The sequence below is a fragment of the Deinococcus murrayi DSM 11303 genome, from assembly GCF_000482805.1.
GTDB classification, from domain to species: domain Bacteria; phylum Deinococcota; class Deinococci; order Deinococcales; family Deinococcaceae; genus Deinococcus; species Deinococcus murrayi.
The window spans coordinates 1-17,976 of the sequence record NZ_AXWT01000028.1; the positions used below are offsets into that span (position 1 = coordinate 1).

The window sequence follows — 17,976 nt, forward strand, 5'->3', positions numbered from 1 at the left end:
TTCTCAAGTCTCCATCTGACTTTTGACCCCTAGAGAGGCCTCAGACCATGGCTGCCGTGACCGACCCCCTGACCCTGCCCTGCGGGGTGACGCTGAAAAACCGGCTCCTCAAGGGGGCCATGAGCGAGGCGCTGGGCACCCGCGACCACGCCCCCCGGCCTGAGCTGCCCCTCCTGTATGCCCGCTGGGCGCGGGGCGGCACCGGCCTGCTGCTCACCGGCAACGTGATGGTGGACGCCCGCGCCCTGGGCGAACCCGGCAATGTGGTCCTGGAAGACGAGCGGCACCTCGCCGACTTTCACCGCTGGGCGGTGCAGGGGTCGCGGGACGGGGCTGCCCTGTGGGTGCAGCTCAACCACCCCGGCAAGCAGGCCCCGCGCGGCCTGAACGCGGGCGGCACGGTGGCCCCCAGCGCCCTGCCCTTTGAGGGCAGCTTGAGCCGCGCCTTCGCCGCACCGCGTGAGCTGACCGTCACCGAGATTCGGGGGCTGACCGCCCGCTTCGCCCGCTCCGCACGGCTCGCCCAGCGGGCGGGGTTCGGCGGCGTGCAGCTTCACGCGGCGCACGGCTACCTCTTCTCGCAGTTCCTCTCGCCCCGGCACAACGTCCGCGCCGACGAATACGGCGGGAGTCTGGAGAATCGGATGCGCTTCTTGCTGGAGACCTACGACGCGGTGCGGGCGGCGGTGGGGCCGCGCTTTCCGGTCGGCGTAAAGCTGAACTCCTCCGACTTCGTGCGGGGCGGCTTCGCGGAAGAAGAGAGCCTCACGGTGGTGCGGGCGCTCGGCGAGCGGGGGTGCGACCTCATCGAGCTGTCGGGCGGCACCTACGAGAAACCGATGATGATGCTGGGCCGGGGCGAACCGGGCGGCTTCTTCGCGGACTTCTCGCGCCGGGCGCGGGCGGTGGCGGGCGTGCCGATTGGCGTGACCGGGGGCTTCCGCGACGCCGCCACCATCCGGGGGGCGCTGGAGGAGGGGGCCGCCGACCTGGTGGGCCTGGGCCGCCCGCTGGTGCTGGACCCCGCCTTCAGTGCGCGGGTGCTGCGCGGGGAGAACGCGAGCAGCGAGGTCCGGCCCCTGAAGACCGGCCTCGCCCCCCTCGACCGCAGCGGCTACCTCGAAATCGCCCGGTACGAGGACGCGCTGCGGCGGCTGGCGCGGGGGGAGGACGTGAGGACGGGGGAAGCCCCGCTGCTCGCCCTGGCCCGCATGACGGCGGAGATGGGGGCGGCGGCGGTGTTTCGGCGGCGGCGGGCGTAAAGAAAGGGGGCCGGAGCCTCCCCGCCCCAGCCCCCCTCCCCCTCCCGGCCTACTTCTCGCGGATGCTCCAGCCCTGCCCGCGCACCGCGTCCATCAGGCGGGCCATCACGGGGTCAATCTCGGCGTCGGTGAGGGTGCGCTCGCCGCGGAAGACGAGACGCACGGCCACGCTGCGGTTTCCTGCGCCGACCTGCTCGCCCTCGTAGACGTCAAAGGGCTGCACGCTTTCGAGCAGCCCGCCTGCCTCGCCCCGCAGGAGCTGGGCGACCTCGCCGTAGCTCACGGTGCGCGGGGTGATGACGGCCAGGTCGCGCCACGCCGCAGGAGCGCGGCTGGGGTCGCGGAAGGCCCAGGGGCGGCCCGGCAGCGGCAGGGCGGCCTCCAGCACGAAGGTCTCCCCCTTCAGGCCGAACTCGGCAGCGACCTCCGGATGGAGTGCCCCCAGCCAGCCCACGCTCTGCCCGTTCCACAGGACCTCGCCCGCGATGCCGGGGTGCAGGGCGGGCGGCACCGCGTCCCCCCGCAGTTGGCGCACCTCCAGCGCCGCGCCCTGTCCGGCGGCAAAGGCCTCGACCAACCCCTTAAAGGCCGCGAACGACCCCGCCACGCCGGGCTGGTAGGTGGCCGGGGCGAGGGGACCGCGCATGAGCAGGCCCAGGCGCTCGGCCTCGCCCGACGCCGGAAAGACGCGGCCCATCTCGAACAGCAGGACCCGCTCGCCTTTGGGGTGGACCTGAGCGGCCCGCAGCAGGCTGGGGTAGAGGGCGGTCCGCATCCCGGTGCGGTCGGCGGTCAGAGGATTGCGCAGCCGCACGCTGGGGCGCTCGCTGCGGGCTTTCTCGGCCTCCTCGTCGCTCGTAAAGGTGTAGGTCACGACCTCCTGAAAGCCCAACCCGGCCAGCGCCCGGCGCAGCTCGGTGCGAACCGCACTCTCCCGGCCCGCGCCGACATTGCTCTCGTGAACACGCAGGGTGGGCAGCGTCTCCGGAAGGCGGGCGTAGCCGTGCAGCCGCGCCACCTCCTCCGCAAGGTCCTGCCACAGGGCCAGGTCCACCCGCCAGGAGGGGGGGGTCACGCTCAGGCGGTCGCCCTCCCGCGTGACCCGGCAGCCCAAGCGAGTCAGAATGGCCGCCATCTCGGCGGTCGGAATGTCCATACCCAGCAGGGCGCGAATCTGCTCGCCCGTCGCCTCAATGGGAGCGGGGAGTTCCGGCTCGCCCACCACGGTCGCGCCGGGGTGGACCTGACCGCCCCCGCAGGCCGCGAGCAGCCCCGCCACCCGGTCGGCGGCGCGGGGCGCGAGCAGGGGGTCGACCCCACGCTCGTAGCGGTAGGCGGCGTCGGTCTTGAGGCCCAGGCGGGTGCTCGTGCGGCGCAGCAAGACGGGGTCAAAGTGCGCGGACTCAATGACCACGTCGGAGGTGTCCGCCCGCACGTGCCCGTGCTCGCCGCCCACGACCCCCGCGATGCCGAGGACGCCCTGCCCGGCTTTGGGCTGGCCCGCCGCAGCGAAGGCCTCCGCCACACTGGGAATGCCCACCTCGCGCCCGTCGCGAATCAGGAGGTCTTCGGGGCCGACCGTGTGTTCACCGCCCAACAAGTCGCGCACCGTCTCGCCCTGCCGCAGCCCGAAGGAGACGATGAGCTGGTCGCCCGCCACGTCGCGGCGGTCGTAGAGGGCGGTGGGCTGGCCGAGTTCCAGCATCACGTAGTTGCTGGTATCGACGATGAGGTCGATGGGCCGCAGCCCGGCCAGGCTCAGGCGGCGCTGCATCCACAGCGGCGCGGGGCCGTTGTGCACGCCCCCTACGGTGCGGGCGACAAAGTGGTCGCAGCCGAAGCGCACCTTGCCCGACGGGTCGCGGTCCAGCACCACCCCGCGGGGGGGCAGGACGACGCGAATCTCGCCCTCCCCGTGGGGGGCGGGGCCGGCTTCCGGCTCTACCCACTCGGTGCCCAGCGCTGCCGCGAGGTCGCGGGCGAGGCCCAGGGCGCTCAGCACGTCGGCGCGGTTGGGGGTGACCTCCACGTCGAGGACCGCATCGGCGGCCCACAGGTCCCGCAGGGGCGTGCCGGGGGCCGCCGTCCCCGCCGGAAACAGCAGCAGCCCGGCGCTGCTCTCGCCGAGGCCGAGTTCCTTGGCGCTCGCGGCCATGCCCCAGGACTCGACGCCCTGCATGGCGCGCACCCCGTACTCCACGTCACCCAGGCGGGTGCCGGGGGTGACCAGGGCGACCATCGTTCCGGCGGGGAGGCCCACGGCGTTGGGAGCGCCGGAGACGACCGCCCGCGTGCCGTGCGGCCCCGCGTCCAGGATGAGGTGGGTGAGCTGGGTGCCGGGCAGAGGCTGGGCTGCCGTGACCGCCGCGAGGATGACGCCCTCCGCCGGGGCGGGCACTTCCTCCACCCCCTCCAGCGGCAGCCCCAGCGAGGCGAGCAGGGGTTCGAGGTCAGGCAGGGGCGGGAGGGCGGGGACGAGTTCCTTGAGCCAGGAGTAGGGCAGTTTCATAGAAATCCTTTGGGGGCAGGGGTCAGGGCAAAAAGCGCAGCATATCCAGGGCCTTGATGAGGCCAACTTCGACGTCCCGAAGCTCGGAGTCGGGCAGGGTGCCCAACTTGCGGATGAACTTGCTGCGGTCGATGGTGGTGATTTGGTGGCAGAGGGCCACGCTGTCTTCGGTCAGGCCCGCCGTTCCTGCGGTCAGAGGCACCGTCGTATGGGTGCGCCGCGCTTGCTGGCCGCTTCTAGAGATGGGCACGACGTTGAAGGACCGCCAGGACGGGACTTCGTTGAAGGTATCGCTGCTCACGACCAAGACGGGGCGGGTTCCGGTCTGCTCGCTGCCACTGCGCGGCGCGAGGCTGGCGAGCCAGACTTCAGCCCGCCTCACGGGGTTCTCCGCAGGACTTCCAACCCGGCTTCTTCCAGCTCCGGGTCTAAATCCCATGCGGTGCCCGCGTATTCCTCGGCAAAAGCCCGCATCTCCGCGCGAATCCGCTCGTGCTCCAGCTCGCGCACCAACTGTTCGATGGCCCCGCGAGCGAGCGAGGTCGCGCTTTCGCCCATCGCTTTGGCGTGCGCCATCAACGCCTGATGGACGTGGTCGGGAAGGGGAACATGCATGTTTTTCATGTCAAAAGTCTATGGCATCTTCCGTGCCAGCTCCCGCACCAGCGCCCGCACCTCCTCCGGCACGAGGTTGACCTCGTCCAGCCGCTCCAGCCCCACCCACTCCGGCGAGTACCAGTTCTCGTCGCTGTGGCGCAGGCCTTCGGGGCCGTCTCCCAGGCGCAGCTCGCCGCCCCGCAGGCGGGTCAGGAAGTAGTGCTCGCGGTTGCCGAGGTTCTCCAGCGTCAGGACTTCCCGGACGACCTCCACAGCGAGGTTCACTTCCTCCAGCATCTCGCGGACGCAGGCCCCTTCGGGCGTCTCGCCGGGTTCGAGGCCGCCGCCGGGCAGGGTGGCGTAGACGCGGCCCTCCTTGCGGCGGCGCATCAGCAGCACTTCCTGGCGGCCATTGAAGAGGATGCCGACGGCCCGCTCTCTCATCCCAGCTCTCCCCGGAACTGTCCCAGCACCCGCGGGTCGTTGGCGTAGAAGTAGCGGATATCGGGAATCCCGTACTTCAGCATGGCGATGCGCTCTGGCCCCAACCCGAAGGCGAAGCCCGTCTTGCCCTCGTACACGCGCTCCCGGCCCGCCGCCTCGCGCAGGTCGTCCACGGCCCGCAGGACGCTGGGGTGCACCATGCCGCAGCCGCCGAGTTCCAGCCATTTGCTCTCGCCGCGGGGGTTGTCCCACCACACCGCGAAGTCGGCCCCCGGCTCCACGAAGGGATAGTAGGAGGGCTGAAAGCGCACCCGCGCCCCCGGCCCAAAGAGGCCCCGCGCCATCTCCGCCAGGGTGCCCTTGAGGTCGGCCATCGAGATGCCGTCGCCGACGACGAGGCCTTCGAGCTGGTGAAACATCGCCTCGTGGGTGGCGTCGGTGGCTTCATAGCGGTAGACCTTGCCACGGCTGACCATCTTCAGCGGCGGGTCGTGGGTCACCATGTAGCGAATCTGCATGTTGGAGGTATGGGTCCGCAGCAGCCGCCCGTCTTCCAGCCAGAAGGTGTCCTGGAGGTCGCGGGCGGGGTGGTACCAGGGGATATTCAGCGCCTCGAAGTTGTGCTGCTCGTCCTCGACCTCCGGCCCCTCGACGACCTCGTAGCCCATCCGCTCGAAGATGCCCGTGAGGTCGCCGAGCACTCGGCCCGTGGGGTGCAGCCCGCCCGCCGGAAGGGGCAGGCCGGGAAGGGTCACGTCGAGGGCCTCGGAGGCGAGGCGGGCGTCCAGCGCTTCCCGCTTCAGCACGGCTTCCCGTTCCGTGAGAGCCGCTTCTATGGCCTGGCGCAGGACGTTCAGCTCCGCGCCGCGGCGGCGGCGTTCTTCCGGGGGAAGCTGACCGAGGCGGCCAAGTTCCTTGGTCACCAGGCCGCTCTTGCCCAGATAGCGGGTCTTGACCGCTTGCAGGGCGGGAAGGTCGGGGGCGGCCCCGACAGCGTGCAGGGCTTCTTCTCGCAGGGTTTCAGACAGGACTTCTGACATGGCGTCTCCTGGTGGGGGATGGGGGAAAGGGAGGGCAAGAAAAATCCCGCCACCGTGGGAACGGGGCGGGGACGGCGCGAACGCTCTGGCTTCAGGCGAACGCGGCCCCGCGGCGCGAAAACGGCGAAGGTGCACCGGGGCGGGGCGTCATAGGCTCCAGGGTAGCAGATGGGTGCGGGGGGGGCGCGTCTGCCCTGCACAGACACCGCTCGTCTGCGGGGGGGAGGGGGGTGCTACCGTACCCCCATGACGACCGCCGAACAGCCCCTCGCGGACGTGGCCGCGCACGACCCGGCCCTCTTTGACCTCATCGCGCAGGAACAGGAGCGTCAGCGCTGCGGCCTAGAGCTGATTGCTTCCGAGAACTTCACCTCGGCGGCGGTGCGGGCGGCGCAGGGCAGCGTGCTGACGAACAAGTACGCCGAAGGCTACCCTGGCAAGCGCTGGTACGGGGGCTGCGAGGTCGTCGACCAGGTCGAGCAGCTCGCCATCGACCGGGTGAAAGAGCTGTTCGGGGCTGAGTGGGCCAACGTGCAGCCGCACTCCGGCAGCAGCGCCAACCTCGCCGTGTACAACGCGCTGATTGAGCCGGGGTCGGTCGTGCTGGGGATGGACCTCTCGCACGGGGGGCACCTCACCCACGGCAACCCGGTCAACTTTTCGGGGCTGCGCTATCAGATTGTGGGCTACAAGGTGCACCCCGAAACCGAGCGCATCGACATGGCGGAGGTCCGCCGCCTCGCCCACGAGCACCGCCCCAAGATGATCATCGCGGGGGCGAGCGCCTACAGCCGCATCATCGACTTTGCGGCCTTCCGCGAGGTGGCCGACGAGGTAGGGGCCATCCTGTTCGCGGACATCGCGCACATCGCGGGGCTGGTCGCGGCGGGGCTGCACCCCAACCCGCTGCCGCACGCGCACGTGGTCGCCTCCACCACCCACAAGACGCTGCGGGGGCCACGCGGCGGCATCATCCTCAGCAATGACCCCGAACTGGGGGCCAAGATTGACCGGGCCGTCTTTCCCGGCTACCAGGGCGGCCCGCTGGAGCACGTCATCGCGGCCAAAGCGGTGGCCTTTGGCGAGGCGCTGCGGCCCCAGTTCCGCGAGTACGCCGCGCAGGTCATCAAAAACGCGCAGGCCCTTGCCGCCGCCTTCGGGGAGCGCGGCTACCGGGTCGTGTCGGGCGGCACCGACAACCACCTCTTCGTGCTCGACCTGCGGCCCCAAGGGCTGAACGGCACCAAGGCCACCCGGCGGCTCGACGCCAACCACATCACCATCTCCAAGTCCACCCTTCCCTACGACACCGAGAAAATCCTGCACGGCGGCGGCATCCGCCTCGGCACGCCCGCCGTGACCACGCGCGGCATGACCGAAGCCGACATGCCCCGCGTGGCCGACCTGATTGACCGGGCCTTGAAGGGTGAGGATGTGAAGGCCGAGGTGCAGGGGTGGATGAAGGGGTTTCCGTTGCCCTAGGGGCGGTCAGCTGTCAGCTCTCAGCTTTCAGCCGTCCGCTTTCAGCCGTCCGCTTTCGGGAGGGGCCGCAGGGTCAGCAGCGTCACTTCCGGCGGGCAGAGGTTGCGCAGCGGCACCCCGCTCACGCCCAAGCCCCGGCTGACGTAGCCCGGCGTGCCGTGTGCCCCCGGCACCCAGCCCATCGCGTAGCGCTGGCCGTATTTGCTCGGCACGACCGGAGCGCCCAGCAGCGGCAGCCGAATCTGGCCGCCGTGGGTGTGCCCCGACAGGACCAGCCCAACGCGCCGGGGCAGGTCGGGGAGAAGGTCGGGGTTGTGGCTCAGCAGCACGGTGGCCTGCCCCTCCCCCGCCCCAGCGAGCGCTGCCGCCGCATCCGGCTCGCCGCGCCACAGGTCGTCCACGCCGCCGACCCAGAGGTCATCCCGCACGGCGCGGCCCTCATTCCTCAGCACGGTGATGCCCGCACGGGCGAAGGCCGCCGCCACCTCCCCGCGCCGCGCGGCCCAGCCGGGGACGCCCTGGCCCAACACCCCCCGGTCATAGGCCCCGAAGGAGCCGTAGTCGTGGTTGCCCCACACCGCGTAGACCCCCAGCGGGGCACGCAGCCGCGCGAGTTCGGTCAGCAGGGGCGTGGGGTCCGCGCCGGGGCGCACGTCCAGAAAGTCGCCCCCCAGCAGCACGAGGTCGGGCCGGGCCGCGTTCGCCGTGTCCACCCAGCCGCGCACCTGCCGCCCGAAGATGTAGAGGCCATAGTGCAGGTCGGTCAGAAAGGCGACCCGCAGCGGCGATCGCAACCCCGGCAAGGCGGCTTCCTCGCGCACGGTGCCGAAGTCGTAGGCCTGCGCCACGCCCACGCCCCCCAGGGTGCCCAGCGCCAGCGTGCCCCCCAGCAGCCCGCGCAGGAAGCGGCGGCGGGCGGGGTCGGGGGGCGAGTCGGGAGCCTGCATATGCCCAGGCTAGAAGCTGGACGTGAGAGGGGCACCCGTCAAAAGGTGGAGGGAGCGCTACACTCGGCGCATGATTCCGATTGCAAGGGTGTCCTGGACACCCGGAAATCCGACCGAAGGGAGTAGGAACGAGGACGGATTCTGGGAGATGGATGAACAGGCGGTGCCCTCCCGCCTGTTCAGGAATCGGACGGAATCCGCATGACCCCCCCCTCCCCTTCTCCGGACACCTGGGCCGACCTGCTCGTTGTGGACGTGCTGGACGAGGACGCGGGCCTCGCCGAGGTGGAAGACAGCCGGGGCCGCACCTACGCCGTGCCCGCCGAGTGGCTGCCCGGTGTCTCGGACGGCGCGGCGTACCGGGTGAGCGGGGAGGCCGGGCAGCTCACCTTTACCCCCGACCCCACAGGTGCCCGCGAGCTGCGCGAGCGCTCCAAGCAGACGCTGCTCGACTTCTCGGACGAGCCGGGGGGCGACTGAGGTGACCCGGCCCGTCGTCATCCTGCCCGACTTGCACGGGCGGCCCGACCTGCTGGAGGCGGCGCTGGAGTACGCCGAGCGCGAGTGGGGGCCGGATGCCCACCTCCTGAGCCTGGGGGACGCCATCGACCGGGGGCCGCAGAGCCTGGCCTGCGCGGGAACGCTGCTGGCCCTCGCGCGGGCGGGGCGGGCCACCCTCCTGATGGGCAACCACGAGCGCATGGCGGAGGAGGGAGTGCGGTGGTACCGCCGCTTTCTCACCTCGCGCGACCCCGCCGACGAACGCCGGGCGCTGGAGGGCTTTCGCTGGTGGATGGGCAATGGCGGCGAGAGCGTGCGCCGCGAGCTGAGCGGACGGCTCACCCTGGAGGCTTTTCCGCCCGCGCTCGCGGAGTATCTGGACGCCCTGACGCGGGTGGTGTACGTGACCGGGGACGGGCAGGTACACCTCGCGGTGCCCGCCGAACCCAGCGTGCTCGTCGCGCACGCCAGCCCGCCCGTCCCGCACCCCCAGTACCCTACTCCCCAGTCGGCGGCGCTGTGGCTGCGGCCCTTCGAGGGTCCCTTTGCGCTGCCGCCGGGGGTGACCTACAGCGTGCACGGGCATACCCCGGTGCGGACACCCACCCGGCTGGGGCGGCACGTCTACCTCGACCTGGGGGCCTACCAGACCGGGCGGCTCGCCCTGCTCGTGCTGGGGGGACCGGGAGACGTGGCGGCTCCGCCCCCCGTCACCGTGTTGGAGGGCCGGGGTGACCCCGCCACCGCTCGCCGCTATCCCACCTTTGGCGAGCCTCTCCCGGTGAGGCTCGCCGCCCGCACCGGAGGCTCACCATGACCCGACCCCTGCCCCTGCTCCTGCCCGCCCCCCGGAGGTTGCCGTGAGCCGCCGCAGCGAGGCCGCCGAGCGGCTGCGCCCCCTGTGGGACGCCCTGACCGCCGGAGACCCGGAGGCGATTCACCGCGCCCGCAAGCTCAGCCGCCGCGCTGGGGCCGAACTGCGGGTGGCCGAGGCGGGCAAAAAGACCGAGCGGGCCTGGCGCGAGTTGCGCCGCGCCGCCGCCCCTCTGCGCGACCACGACGTCGCGGGCGGGCACATCCTGCAGGCGCTGGAAGCGCTGGGTGCCCCGCCCGGCACGCGGAGCGCCTTTGCGCGGAGCTGGGCCTTGCGCCGCAGCGGGCTGCTCGCGGCGACCCGCTGGCCCGCGCCGCCGCCGAGCTTCCGGCTGAAGAAGGGCTGGGAAGACCGCGCCCGCCGCCTGCTCCTGCGCGACCGCCCCAGGCTGCTCGCGGCGGGTGAGGCGGCACTCGCGTCCCCCGACCCGGAGGTTTGGCACGACTGGCGCAAGCGCCTCAAGCGCACCCGCTATACCTGGGCGCTGCTGGGGGAGGTGCCCCCCGCCCTCACCGACATCCTCGAAGCCCTGGGACGCTTTCAGGATGCCGAGGTCGTGCTGGGGCTGCTGGAGACCCACCCCGACCTGCTGCGAACCCGGCGCGGCGACCTCATCGCCCACGAACAGCGGGCGCGGGCCGCCGCGCAAGAGCAGGTGCGCGAGCTGTTTCCGGCCCTGGCGCAGGTCCTCGCGGCAGAGCTGCCGCTGAGCGAGGAAGAGGAAGAAGACGGGGAGGCTCCCGCCCCAGCGCAAGAGGACTAGCCCCCCGCAGCAGGTGACCCATGGACTTCAGCGCTCGCGGCCAAGAACACGTACCCGCCCCTCCAGCGGCGGTCTGGGCCTTCCTCCAGGACCCCGAACGGGTGGCCCGCTGCCTTCCCGACGTGGAGGAGGTCGTGGGGCGTGGCCCGGCCCAAGCCGAAGCGACCGTGCGGGTGGGGGTCAGCAGGCTGCGCGGCAGGTTCCGGGTGACCCTCGACGTGCAGCCCCGCGAGGCCGAGCAGCGCGTCACCGTCGAGGTGCGGGGGGGCGGTCTGGGCAGCGCGGTGCACCTGACGGCGGGCGCGACCGTCCGGGACAACGGGGACGGCACGACCGCGCTCGACTGGTACGGTCACGCGGCCCTGCGCGGCCCAGTCGCGGCGGTGGGGGGGCGGGCGCTGGAGGCGCGGGCGCAACGGCTCATCGCGCAGACCTTCCAAAACCTCAGCTCTCACCTCGGCGCACAGGCCGGAACCCTGGCTTGAGTTCTACCTGTACCGCAGCGCCTCCATCAGCTCTTCGACCATCTCCACGGTGTCCCCGCGCTCGTGGGCGGTGGCGACGTGCGCTTCAAGGTGGCCGCGCAAAACGACCTCGCCCGCACCGGAAAGCGCCCCCTGCACTGCCTTGAGCTGGCGCAGCACGTCGACGCAGTACACGTCGTCCTTTTCCAGCATCCGCACGATGGCGTCGAGGTGCCCCCGCGCAATGCTCAGGCGGCGGGCGGCGCGGCGGCGGGCGTCCTCCGGCATACACAACTTGTTCTCGGCATGGCAGGAGGGGGAGGCGGGGTCGGTCATTTCATGGTCCCCAGCCAGGCGCGGTACTGATTGATTTCGGCACTCTGGGTGCGGATGATGGCCTGCGAAAGCTTGCGCAGGGCCGCGTTTTGGGTGCGGGCGGGCACGAGCCGCGCCATCTGCACCGCCCCCTGGTGGTGAGGAATCATCTCGGTGAGAAACCAGCGGTCAACGCCGCTGCGGGGCACGTTGAGGGGCAGGGCGGCGGGGCGGTAGGTCTGGCCCGTCCAGGCTTTGACCCAAGCGCCGAGCTGCGCGAGTTCCTGTTCCTGCGCGGCGATGACCTCACGAGCGGCGGCCCGAACCCGCGCGTCGCGGCCTGACTTCAGGGCGGCGCGCGCCATATCCACCGCCATCCGGTGGTGGTCCATCATGAGCTGCGAGAAACGCACGTCAAAGGCCCGTCCCTTCAGGGGGCGCAGTTCGGCCAGCATCTGCGCGTTCATCGCTTCCATCGTCATGGCCCCGCCGTGCCCCGCGTGACCGTGGGTCTGGGCGCTGGCGCTTGCGCCCAGCACCAGCCCCAGCAGCAGCACCCGTCTCATTGCCCGGCAGCCACTGCCGCCCCGTAGCCTTCCTCCTTCACGGCGGCCATCAGGGCCTCCGGGCTGGCCTGCCCCTCGACGGTGGCCCGGCCCGCCGCGAGGTCGACCCGCACGTCCTGCACGCCGGGCACCCCCCGCAGCGCCGTCTCGACGGCCTTCACGCAGTGCCCGCAGCTCATTCCGGAGATGGTCAGTTCGGTGGTCATGGGGCGAGCATAGACCCAGGGGGGGAGGGTGTCAAGGAGAGGGAGCAGCCAGCGGCCGGCAAGAGAAGCTTTCGCCCCTGCATAAGCTTTTGGATGAAAGCTGGTGACTGGCTGCTGGCGGCTGGCCGCTCCACCCTTGCCCAATCCCCCCCAGGGGGATACACTGACCCTATGACGACGAAGACCCTCGACCTCGACATCGGTGGGATGACCTGCGCGGCGTGCGTAGGGCGAGTCGAGCGCGGGCTGAAGAAGGTGGACGGGGTGGAGTCGGCGGTGGTCAACCTCGCCACCGAGCGGGCCACCGTGACCTTTGACCCAGAGCGGACGAGTCCAGCGGCCCTCATTCAACAGGTGCAGGACGCCGGGTACGAGGCCCGCACCGCCGAGCTGAGCTTTCCGGTGGAGGGCATGACCTGCGCAGCCTGCGTGGGCCGGGTGGAGCGGGCGCTGGGCAAGGCCGAAGGGGTGCTGAGCGCCTCGGTCAACCTCGCGACCGAACGGGCCACCGTGACCTACCTGCCCGCCGCGACCTCCCCCGCCGCGCTGCGGGAGGCCGTGAGGGAGGCCGGGTACGGGGTGCCCGATGAGGCCAGCCAAACCCAGTCGCGTCTCGACGCCGAGCGCGAGCGTAAGGCAGCCGAGATTGCAGGACTGCGGCGGGACGTGACCTTTGCGGCAGCCTTTAGCATCCCGCTCTTTTTGGTGGCGATGGTGCCCATGCTCTATGCCCCGCTGCACCACTGGCTGCTCGGTGCGGTGGGCGAGCGGGCGCTGAACTGGGTCATGCTGCTGCTCGCCGCGCCCGTGCAGTTTGGCCCCGGCCTGCGCTTTTACCGCAGCGGCTGGGCGGCCCTGCGGCACCGCTCGCCCGACATGAATAGCCTCGTCATGCTGGGCACGACCGCCGCTTTCGGGTATTCGGTGCTGGCGACCGTTGCCCCCGGCCTCTTCCCGCCCGGCAGCGCCCACGTCTATTTCGAGGCGTCGGCGGTCGTCATCACCCTGATTTTGCTCGGCAAGCTCTTTGAGGCGGTCGCCAAGGGCCGCAGCAGCGAGGCGATGCGGACCCTGCTCGCCCTGCAACCGAACACGGCGCGGGTGCAGCGCGGGGGCCAGGTGCTGGAGGTCGCGGCGGATGACGTGCGGGTGGGCGACCTCGTGCTCGTGCGCGCTGGCGAGCGGCTTCCGGTCGACGGCGAGGTCGTGGAGGGCCGCTCTTACGTCGACGAGTCCATGTTGACCGGAGAACCTGTCCCGGTCGAGAAGGTGCCCGGCGCGAAGGTCACGGGCGGCACAGTGAACGGCACCGGGGCGCTGACCTTCCGGGCGACCGGAGTGGGCGCGGACACGGCCCTCTCGCGCATCATCCGGCTGGTGGAGGGGGCGCAGGCGAGCCGCCCGCCCATCCAGGGCCTTGCCGACCGGGTGGTCGCCGTGTTCGTGCCGGTCGTGTTGGTCATCGCCGCGCTGACCTTCCTGACCTGGCTGCTCCTCGGCGGGGAGGGAGCGCTGGCGCGGGCGCTGGTGCACACGGTCGCGGTCCTCATCATCGCTTGCCCCTGCGCGATGGGCCTGGCGACCCCCGTCAGCATCATGGTGGGCAGCGGCCAGGGGGCGGGGATGGGCGTGCTCTTCCGCACTGGGGCCGCGCTGGAGGGTCTGGGCCGCGCGGAGGTCGTCGCCCTGGACAAGACGGGGACGGTGACGCGGGGGGCACCGGAAGTGACGGAGGTGGTGAGTGGTGAGTGGTCAGTGGTCAGTGGGGACGAACTGCTGAGGTTGACCGCCGCCGCCGAAAGCGCCTCCGAGCATCCGCTCGCGCGGGCGATTGAGCGGGCGGCCAAGGAACGCGGGCTGACCCTTCCGACCGCGACGGACTTTGAGGCGGTCCCCGGTTACGGCCTGCGGGCTACGGTGGAGGGCCGCCGGGTGGAGGTCGGCGCGGCACGGTACATGGCGCGGCTGGGGCTGGACCTCGGCGAGCTAAGAGCGCAGGCAGACGCGCTCTCGCAGCGGGGCCGGACCCCGGTCTTCGTGGCGGTGGACGGCGTGCTCGCCGGACTGCTCGGCGTGGCCGACCCGGTGCGGGAGGGCAGCGCGGCGGCCATTCGCACCCTGCGGGCACAGGGAGCCGAGGTCGCCCTGGTGACCGGGGACACCCGCGCCACCGCAGAGGCGGTCGCCCGCGAGGTCGGGGTGACCCACGTGCTAGCGGAGGTGCTGCCGGAGGGCAAGGCGGACGCGGTGGCCGAGTTGCAGGCGGGGGGCCGCCGAGTGGCCTTTGTCGGGGACGGCATCAACGACGCCCCCGCCCTCGCCCGCGCCGACGTGGGCGTCGCCATCGGCACCGGGACGGACGTGGCCGTCGAGACCGCCGACGTCATCCTCATGTCGGGCGACCTGCGCGGGGTGCCGAACGCCGTCGCGCTCTCGCGGGCGACCCTGCGGAACATCCGGGTCAACCTCTTTTGGGCCTTTGCCTACAACGTGCTGCTGATTCCGGTCGCGGCGGGCGTGCTCGCCCCCTGGGGCGTGACCCTCTCGCCCGTGCTGGCCGCTGCCGCGATGGGCCTGAGCAGCGTCTTTGTGCTCACGAACGCGCTGCGGCTGCGCGGCTTCCGCCCCCCGCTGACCGCCGCGCTGCCCCAGGGACAGCCGGAGGCCCGGCCCGTCAGTGCCTGAGTGCCCAGGGCGCGTGGGGTCTGCGGCGATTGCGACTCGCTCTGCGGGGAGACGAGGCGGGTCTCAAACGGATCCTGAAGAGTTGACCTGTCCGCCGGACCTCAAAGCGGACTTGCCCAGCTTACGAAGGTGAGAAGGAGAACCGACGGGTTCCGGCAGCCGCAACCCAATCTGAAGAGCACCTCAACGGTGAAATCATCCACTCGACCCGGGCAGGGTAAACGGTAGGGCATGACTCCATCCACCCAGACTCAACGGATGCAAGAATGCCTTGATGCTTGCCTGGCCTGTTTGCGGGCCTGCGAGATGTGCGCTGAAGCTTGCTTGGACGAGCCGGACGTGAAGATGATGGCCGAATGCATTCGCCGCGACCGCGACTGTGCCGACGCCTGCGCCTTTACCGCTCGGCTGCTGATGCGGGCGAGCGCCTTGCACCCCGAAGCTTGCCGCCTGTGTGCCGAAGCCTGTGCTCGCTGCGCCGAGGAATGCGAGCGCCACGCCGCGCACCACGAGCACTGCCGAGTCTGCGCCGAAGCCTGCCGCCGCTGCGAGGCCCTGTGCCGCGAGCTGGCGGCGTAACGGGCCCGTAACAGGCCGCCGCAGCCTCAGCAAACCAACATCACGCCCGTTCCGCCGTCACCGAAAGCAAGCCATATCATGCTCCGCGTATGAGCATCCCCCACCCCGACCACCGCATTCCCGTCTTGGTGATTGGCGGCTTTCTGGGGGCGGGCAAGACCACCCTCGTCAACCACCTGATTCGCTCGCTGCCGCGCCGCCTCGGCGTGATTGTCAATGAGTTTGGGGCCACGGGCGTGGACGGCAGCCTCATCGAGCGCCTCGAAGAAGATGTGCAGGAGCTGACCGCCGGGTGCCTATGCTGCACCGGGCGGGATGACCTGCTGCGGGCGCTCGTGACCACCTCGATGCGGGAGGACAAACCCGATGCCGTCCTCGTCGAGCTGAGCGGGGTGGCCGACCCCACGCCCGTGCTGACCACCCTGCTGGAACGCTCGGTTCGGGCGGCCTTCCGGGTGACCACCCTCGTCGCCGTGGCCGACGCCCGGCACGTCCTCCAGACCCTGCGCGAGCACCCCGAAGCGGCGCGGCAGCTCGCCTATGCCAACGTGGTCGTGCTGAACAAGACCGACCTCGCGGACCCGGCCCTGCTCGGCCACGCCGAGGAGGTGCTGCGCGGGGTCAATCCCCTCGCCCGCGTGGTGCGGGTGGAGCGCGGCCAGGTGGACGCCGAAGCCCTGCTCGCCCGCGCCGACTTCGACCCCCGTGCGCTGGAGGGCACCGGGCCCGTGCAGCACACGCCGGGCCTGACCTCTTTCACCCTGCGCTCGGACGCGCCGCTGGACCCCTACCGCTGGGGGCGCTTCCTGACCGACTTCATCCTGTCCCGGCCCGCCGAGGTGCTGCGGGTCAAGGGCACGCTCTCGCTGCATGGCTACCCCCACCCGGTGCTGTTCCAGGCCGTGCGCGACCTCTTCACCGCCGACGCCTGGGAGGGCGAGCCGGGGGCGTCCGAACTCGTCTTCATCGGGCGGGGCCTGGACCGGGCGGAGTACGAGGCGGCGTGGGCGGGGTGCGGGGCGGAGGGCTGAGCGCCTATCCTCCCCCCATGACCCTCCACCCCGACCTCCGAATGCCTGACCCCGATGAGCTGGATACCCTGACGCCCGAAGACCTCGCCGCCCGCCTGAACGGGCTTTCGGGCACCCTGGGCGAGCGGCTGGGCATCGAGCTGCTGAGCGCCTCGCGGGAGCGCCTGATCGCCCGCATGCCCGTGGAGGGCAACCGCCAGCCCGCCGGACGGCTGCACGGCGGAGCCAGCCTCGCCCTCGCGGAGGAACTCGCCAGCATCGGCACCTGGCTCAATCTGGACGTGCGGCGGCAGGTCGGCGTGGGCGTGGACGTGAGCGGCACCCACGTGCGCGGGGTCACGGACGGCTACGTCACCGCCGAAGCTACCCTCGCTTACCGGGGCCGCACGGTGATGGTCTGGACGGTGGAGGTCCGCAACGAGCGGGGCCGCACGACGACGCTGGCGCGGTGCACCTGCAACGTGGTGACGCACGGGGGAGAGTAGGGAGAGAACAGCGGCCAGCACTCGGAGGACCAAACCGAACAATCTTTGGCTCCTCCCCCCTGGTGGGGGAGGTTGGGAGGGGGGGACGGCGAAGCCGTTCCAGCGCCAAGAAACGAGGAGCTACAAAGCTGAGTTGAGGCTTTGGCACCCGCACCCCCGCCCCGGACCTCACCCCCCCAGCGCCCACCCGAAGCTCTCCCGCGCTCTGCCCTTCATCGCGCCCACCGCGTCCCAGTCGGGGGCGGTGCGGGCGAGGGCCTGGGCGGTCAGGGCGTCCACGTCGGGGGTGACGGGGTGGGCGGGGGCACCCGCATCCGCGCAGAAGCCCGCGACCTTGGGGTCGTAGGCCACCCCCGCAAAGGGGACCCCGGCGGCGGCGGCCAGGATGACCGCGTGCAGCCGCACGCCTATCACGAAGCCGCAAGAAGCGATGGCGTCGAGCGCTTCCCCTGGGTCGCGGGTGCTGAGCACGTGGTCGGCCCCCAGCGCCCGCGCCGCCGCGTCGTCGTGGCTCGGCATGAAGCTCAGGGCGGTCACCCGGCGGCCCTCCGCCCGCAGCCGCCGCACCGTCTCGGCGAGGGCCGGGGCCGCCGCCGTCACGTCCCCGCGCGGGGCGACGATCACGTGGGCGGGGTCGGGCGTCAAGCCCGGCGTGGGCGCGAGGAGCAGCGCCGGGTCCCCGCCCAGCCGCCCTTCCAGCCCCAGCCCGCGCAGCGTCTCTAGGCTGCCCCGGTCGCGCACGATGAGGGGCACGCCCTTGAGGGCCGAGGCGACCTTCTGCCCGCCCGCCTCGCTGAGGGGACCGACGCTCTGGTTGAAGACCACGACCCGCTTGCCGAGCAGCCGCGCCAGCCGAATCACGCCGAGGTAGTAGGTCAGGGTGCGCCCGCTCGTCTTGTCTTGCAGCAGCCCGCCGCCGCCCGACAGCAGCACCTGCGAGCGGGCCAGCGCCGCGAGCAGCCCCAGCGGCTGCATCCGGGGGGCACTCTCGACCCCGTAGGTCCGCGCCGTCTCGCCCGGCGTCTGCGACAGCAAAAGCGGCGTGTGCCCGGCGGCCTTCAGCTCCCGCGTGATGGCGAGGGCGATGGCCTCGTCGCCGGTATTCCCGAACCCGTAGTATCCGCTGACGGCGACCCTCATAGAACCTCCGGCCAGTGCCGTGTTCTCCAGCACCGGCCCGACCGGAGGGAGAGGGAGCAAGGCGGAATCTCGTGGAGTGGAAGACT

At 71.6% G+C, this 17,976-nt stretch carries 20 protein-coding genes; 10 read left to right on the forward strand and 10 right to left on the reverse strand.

Annotated elements, in window-relative coordinates; all coding sequences use genetic code 11:
• Positions 1-47 precede the first annotated feature (47 nt).
• Positions 48-1,262, forward strand: coding sequence for an NADH:flavin oxidoreductase/NADH oxidase family protein (locus tag H565_RS0106990; RefSeq protein WP_027460413.1), 1,215 nt, complete (start codon positions 48-50; stop codon positions 1,260-1,262).
• 49 nt (positions 1,263-1,311) lie between these two features.
• Here H565_RS0106990 and H565_RS0106995 read toward each other — a convergent pair whose 3' ends face one another.
• Genes H565_RS0106995 through pheS form a run of 5 tightly spaced genes read right to left on the reverse strand, consistent with a single transcriptional unit; the run spans position 1,312 to position 5,852 of the window.
• Entirely contained in the window at positions 1,312-3,771 is a 2,460-nt protein-coding gene (locus H565_RS0106995; protein ID WP_027460414.1) for a phenylalanine--tRNA ligase subunit beta, read from the reverse strand.
• A gap of 22 nt (positions 3,772-3,793) precedes the next feature.
• Positions 3,794-4,153 (reverse strand): type II toxin-antitoxin system PemK/MazF family toxin, encoded by a 360-nt coding sequence (locus H565_RS0107000; protein WP_027460415.1) that lies wholly within the window; start codon positions 4,151-4,153, stop codon positions 3,794-3,796.
• Positions 4,150-4,395 carry a hypothetical protein gene (locus tag H565_RS0107005; protein WP_034405534.1) on the reverse strand — a complete coding sequence of 82 codons (246 nt, stop codon included), beginning with the start codon at positions 4,393-4,395 and terminating at the stop codon, positions 4,150-4,152. Before H565_RS0107005 ends, H565_RS0107000 begins: the two co-directional genes overlap by 4 nt.
• Before the next feature lie 9 nt (positions 4,396-4,404).
• Positions 4,405-4,812, reverse strand: a complete 408-nt coding sequence (locus tag H565_RS0107010) for an NUDIX hydrolase (protein ID WP_027460417.1) — start codon at positions 4,810-4,812, stop codon at positions 4,405-4,407.
• The gene (gene pheS, locus H565_RS0107015) at positions 4,809-5,852 is read right to left on the reverse strand and encodes a phenylalanine--tRNA ligase subunit alpha (protein WP_157468912.1); all 1,044 of its coding nucleotides are present in this window, start codon (positions 5,850-5,852) and stop codon (positions 4,809-4,811) included. The genes H565_RS0107010 and pheS overlap by 4 nt, the downstream gene beginning before the upstream one ends.
• A 246-nt stretch (positions 5,853-6,098) precedes the next feature.
• Here pheS and glyA point away from each other — a divergent pair, with 246 nt between their 5' ends.
• The gene (gene glyA, locus H565_RS0107020; protein ID WP_027460419.1) at positions 6,099-7,334 is read left to right on the forward strand and encodes a serine hydroxymethyltransferase; all 1,236 of its coding nucleotides are present in this window, start codon (positions 6,099-6,101) and stop codon (positions 7,332-7,334) included.
• Positions 7,335-7,375: 41 nt separating this feature from the next.
• Here the strand turns inward: glyA and H565_RS0107025 are convergent, their stop codons facing one another.
• Positions 7,376-8,281, reverse strand: coding sequence for a metallophosphoesterase (locus tag H565_RS0107025; protein WP_027460420.1), 906 nt, complete (start codon positions 8,279-8,281; stop codon positions 7,376-7,378).
• 201 nt (positions 8,282-8,482) lie between these two features.
• On the opposite strand from H565_RS0107025, the gene H565_RS0107030 reads away from it, so the two are divergent.
• Genes H565_RS0107030 through H565_RS0107045 form a run of 4 tightly spaced genes read left to right on the forward strand, consistent with a single transcriptional unit; the run spans position 8,483 to position 10,904 of the window.
• Positions 8,483-8,761 carry a hypothetical protein gene (locus H565_RS0107030; protein ID WP_027460421.1) on the forward strand — a complete coding sequence of 93 codons (279 nt, stop codon included), beginning with the start codon at positions 8,483-8,485 and terminating at the stop codon, positions 8,759-8,761.
• A 1-nt stretch (position 8,762) separates the two neighbouring features.
• Positions 8,763-9,599 (forward strand): metallophosphoesterase, encoded by an 837-nt coding sequence (locus tag H565_RS0107035; protein ID WP_027460422.1) that lies wholly within the window; start codon positions 8,763-8,765, stop codon positions 9,597-9,599.
• Positions 9,600-9,642: 43 nt separating this feature from the next.
• Positions 9,643-10,419, forward strand: a complete 777-nt coding sequence (locus H565_RS14620; RefSeq protein WP_051363462.1) for a CHAD domain-containing protein — start codon at positions 9,643-9,645, stop codon at positions 10,417-10,419.
• Between the two features lie 20 nt (positions 10,420-10,439).
• Positions 10,440-10,904, forward strand: a complete 465-nt coding sequence (locus H565_RS0107045) for an SRPBCC family protein (RefSeq protein ID WP_027460423.1) — start codon at positions 10,440-10,442, stop codon at positions 10,902-10,904.
• A 3-nt stretch (positions 10,905-10,907) separates the two neighbouring features.
• On the opposite strand, the gene H565_RS0107050 is transcribed toward H565_RS0107045, so the two are convergent.
• Genes H565_RS0107050 through H565_RS0107060 form a run of 3 tightly spaced genes read right to left on the reverse strand, consistent with a single transcriptional unit; the run spans position 10,908 to position 11,970 of the window.
• Positions 10,908-11,219 (reverse strand): metal-sensitive transcriptional regulator, encoded by a 312-nt coding sequence (locus tag H565_RS0107050; RefSeq protein ID WP_027460424.1) that lies wholly within the window; start codon positions 11,217-11,219, stop codon positions 10,908-10,910.
• Positions 11,216-11,764, reverse strand: coding sequence for a DUF305 domain-containing protein (locus H565_RS0107055; protein WP_027460425.1), 549 nt, complete (start codon positions 11,762-11,764; stop codon positions 11,216-11,218). Before H565_RS0107055 ends, H565_RS0107050 begins: the two co-directional genes overlap by 4 nt.
• Complete coding sequence (locus tag H565_RS0107060) at positions 11,761-11,970, reverse strand: CopZ family metallochaperone (protein WP_027460426.1); 210 nt, start codon at positions 11,968-11,970, stop codon at positions 11,761-11,763. Before H565_RS0107060 ends, H565_RS0107055 begins: the two co-directional genes overlap by 4 nt.
• Before the next feature lie 171 nt (positions 11,971-12,141).
• Here H565_RS0107060 and H565_RS0107065 point away from each other — a divergent pair, with 171 nt between their 5' ends.
• The 4 genes from H565_RS0107065 (at position 12,142) to H565_RS0107080 (ending at position 16,750) form a co-directional block, all read left to right on the forward strand.
• Positions 12,142-14,655 (forward strand): heavy metal translocating P-type ATPase, encoded by a 2,514-nt coding sequence (locus H565_RS0107065; RefSeq protein ID WP_027460427.1) that lies wholly within the window; start codon positions 12,142-12,144, stop codon positions 14,653-14,655.
• 258 nt (positions 14,656-14,913) lie between these two features.
• On the forward strand, positions 14,914-15,234 hold the full coding sequence (locus H565_RS0107070; RefSeq protein WP_483782839.1) for a four-helix bundle copper-binding protein: 321 nt from the start codon (positions 14,914-14,916) through the stop codon (positions 15,232-15,234).
• A gap of 89 nt (positions 15,235-15,323) precedes the next feature.
• On the forward strand, positions 15,324-16,265 hold the full coding sequence (locus H565_RS0107075) for a CobW family GTP-binding protein (RefSeq protein ID WP_027460429.1): 942 nt from the start codon (positions 15,324-15,326) through the stop codon (positions 16,263-16,265).
• Positions 16,266-16,282: 17 nt separating this feature from the next.
• The gene (locus H565_RS0107080; protein ID WP_027460430.1) at positions 16,283-16,750 is read left to right on the forward strand and encodes a PaaI family thioesterase; all 468 of its coding nucleotides are present in this window, start codon (positions 16,283-16,285) and stop codon (positions 16,748-16,750) included.
• 168 nt (positions 16,751-16,918) lie between these two features.
• On the opposite strand, the gene csaB is transcribed toward H565_RS0107080, so the two are convergent.
• Complete coding sequence (gene csaB / locus H565_RS0107085; RefSeq protein ID WP_027460431.1) at positions 16,919-17,890, reverse strand: polysaccharide pyruvyl transferase CsaB; 972 nt, start codon at positions 17,888-17,890, stop codon at positions 16,919-16,921.
• Between the last annotated feature and the right edge of the window lie 86 nt (positions 17,891-17,976).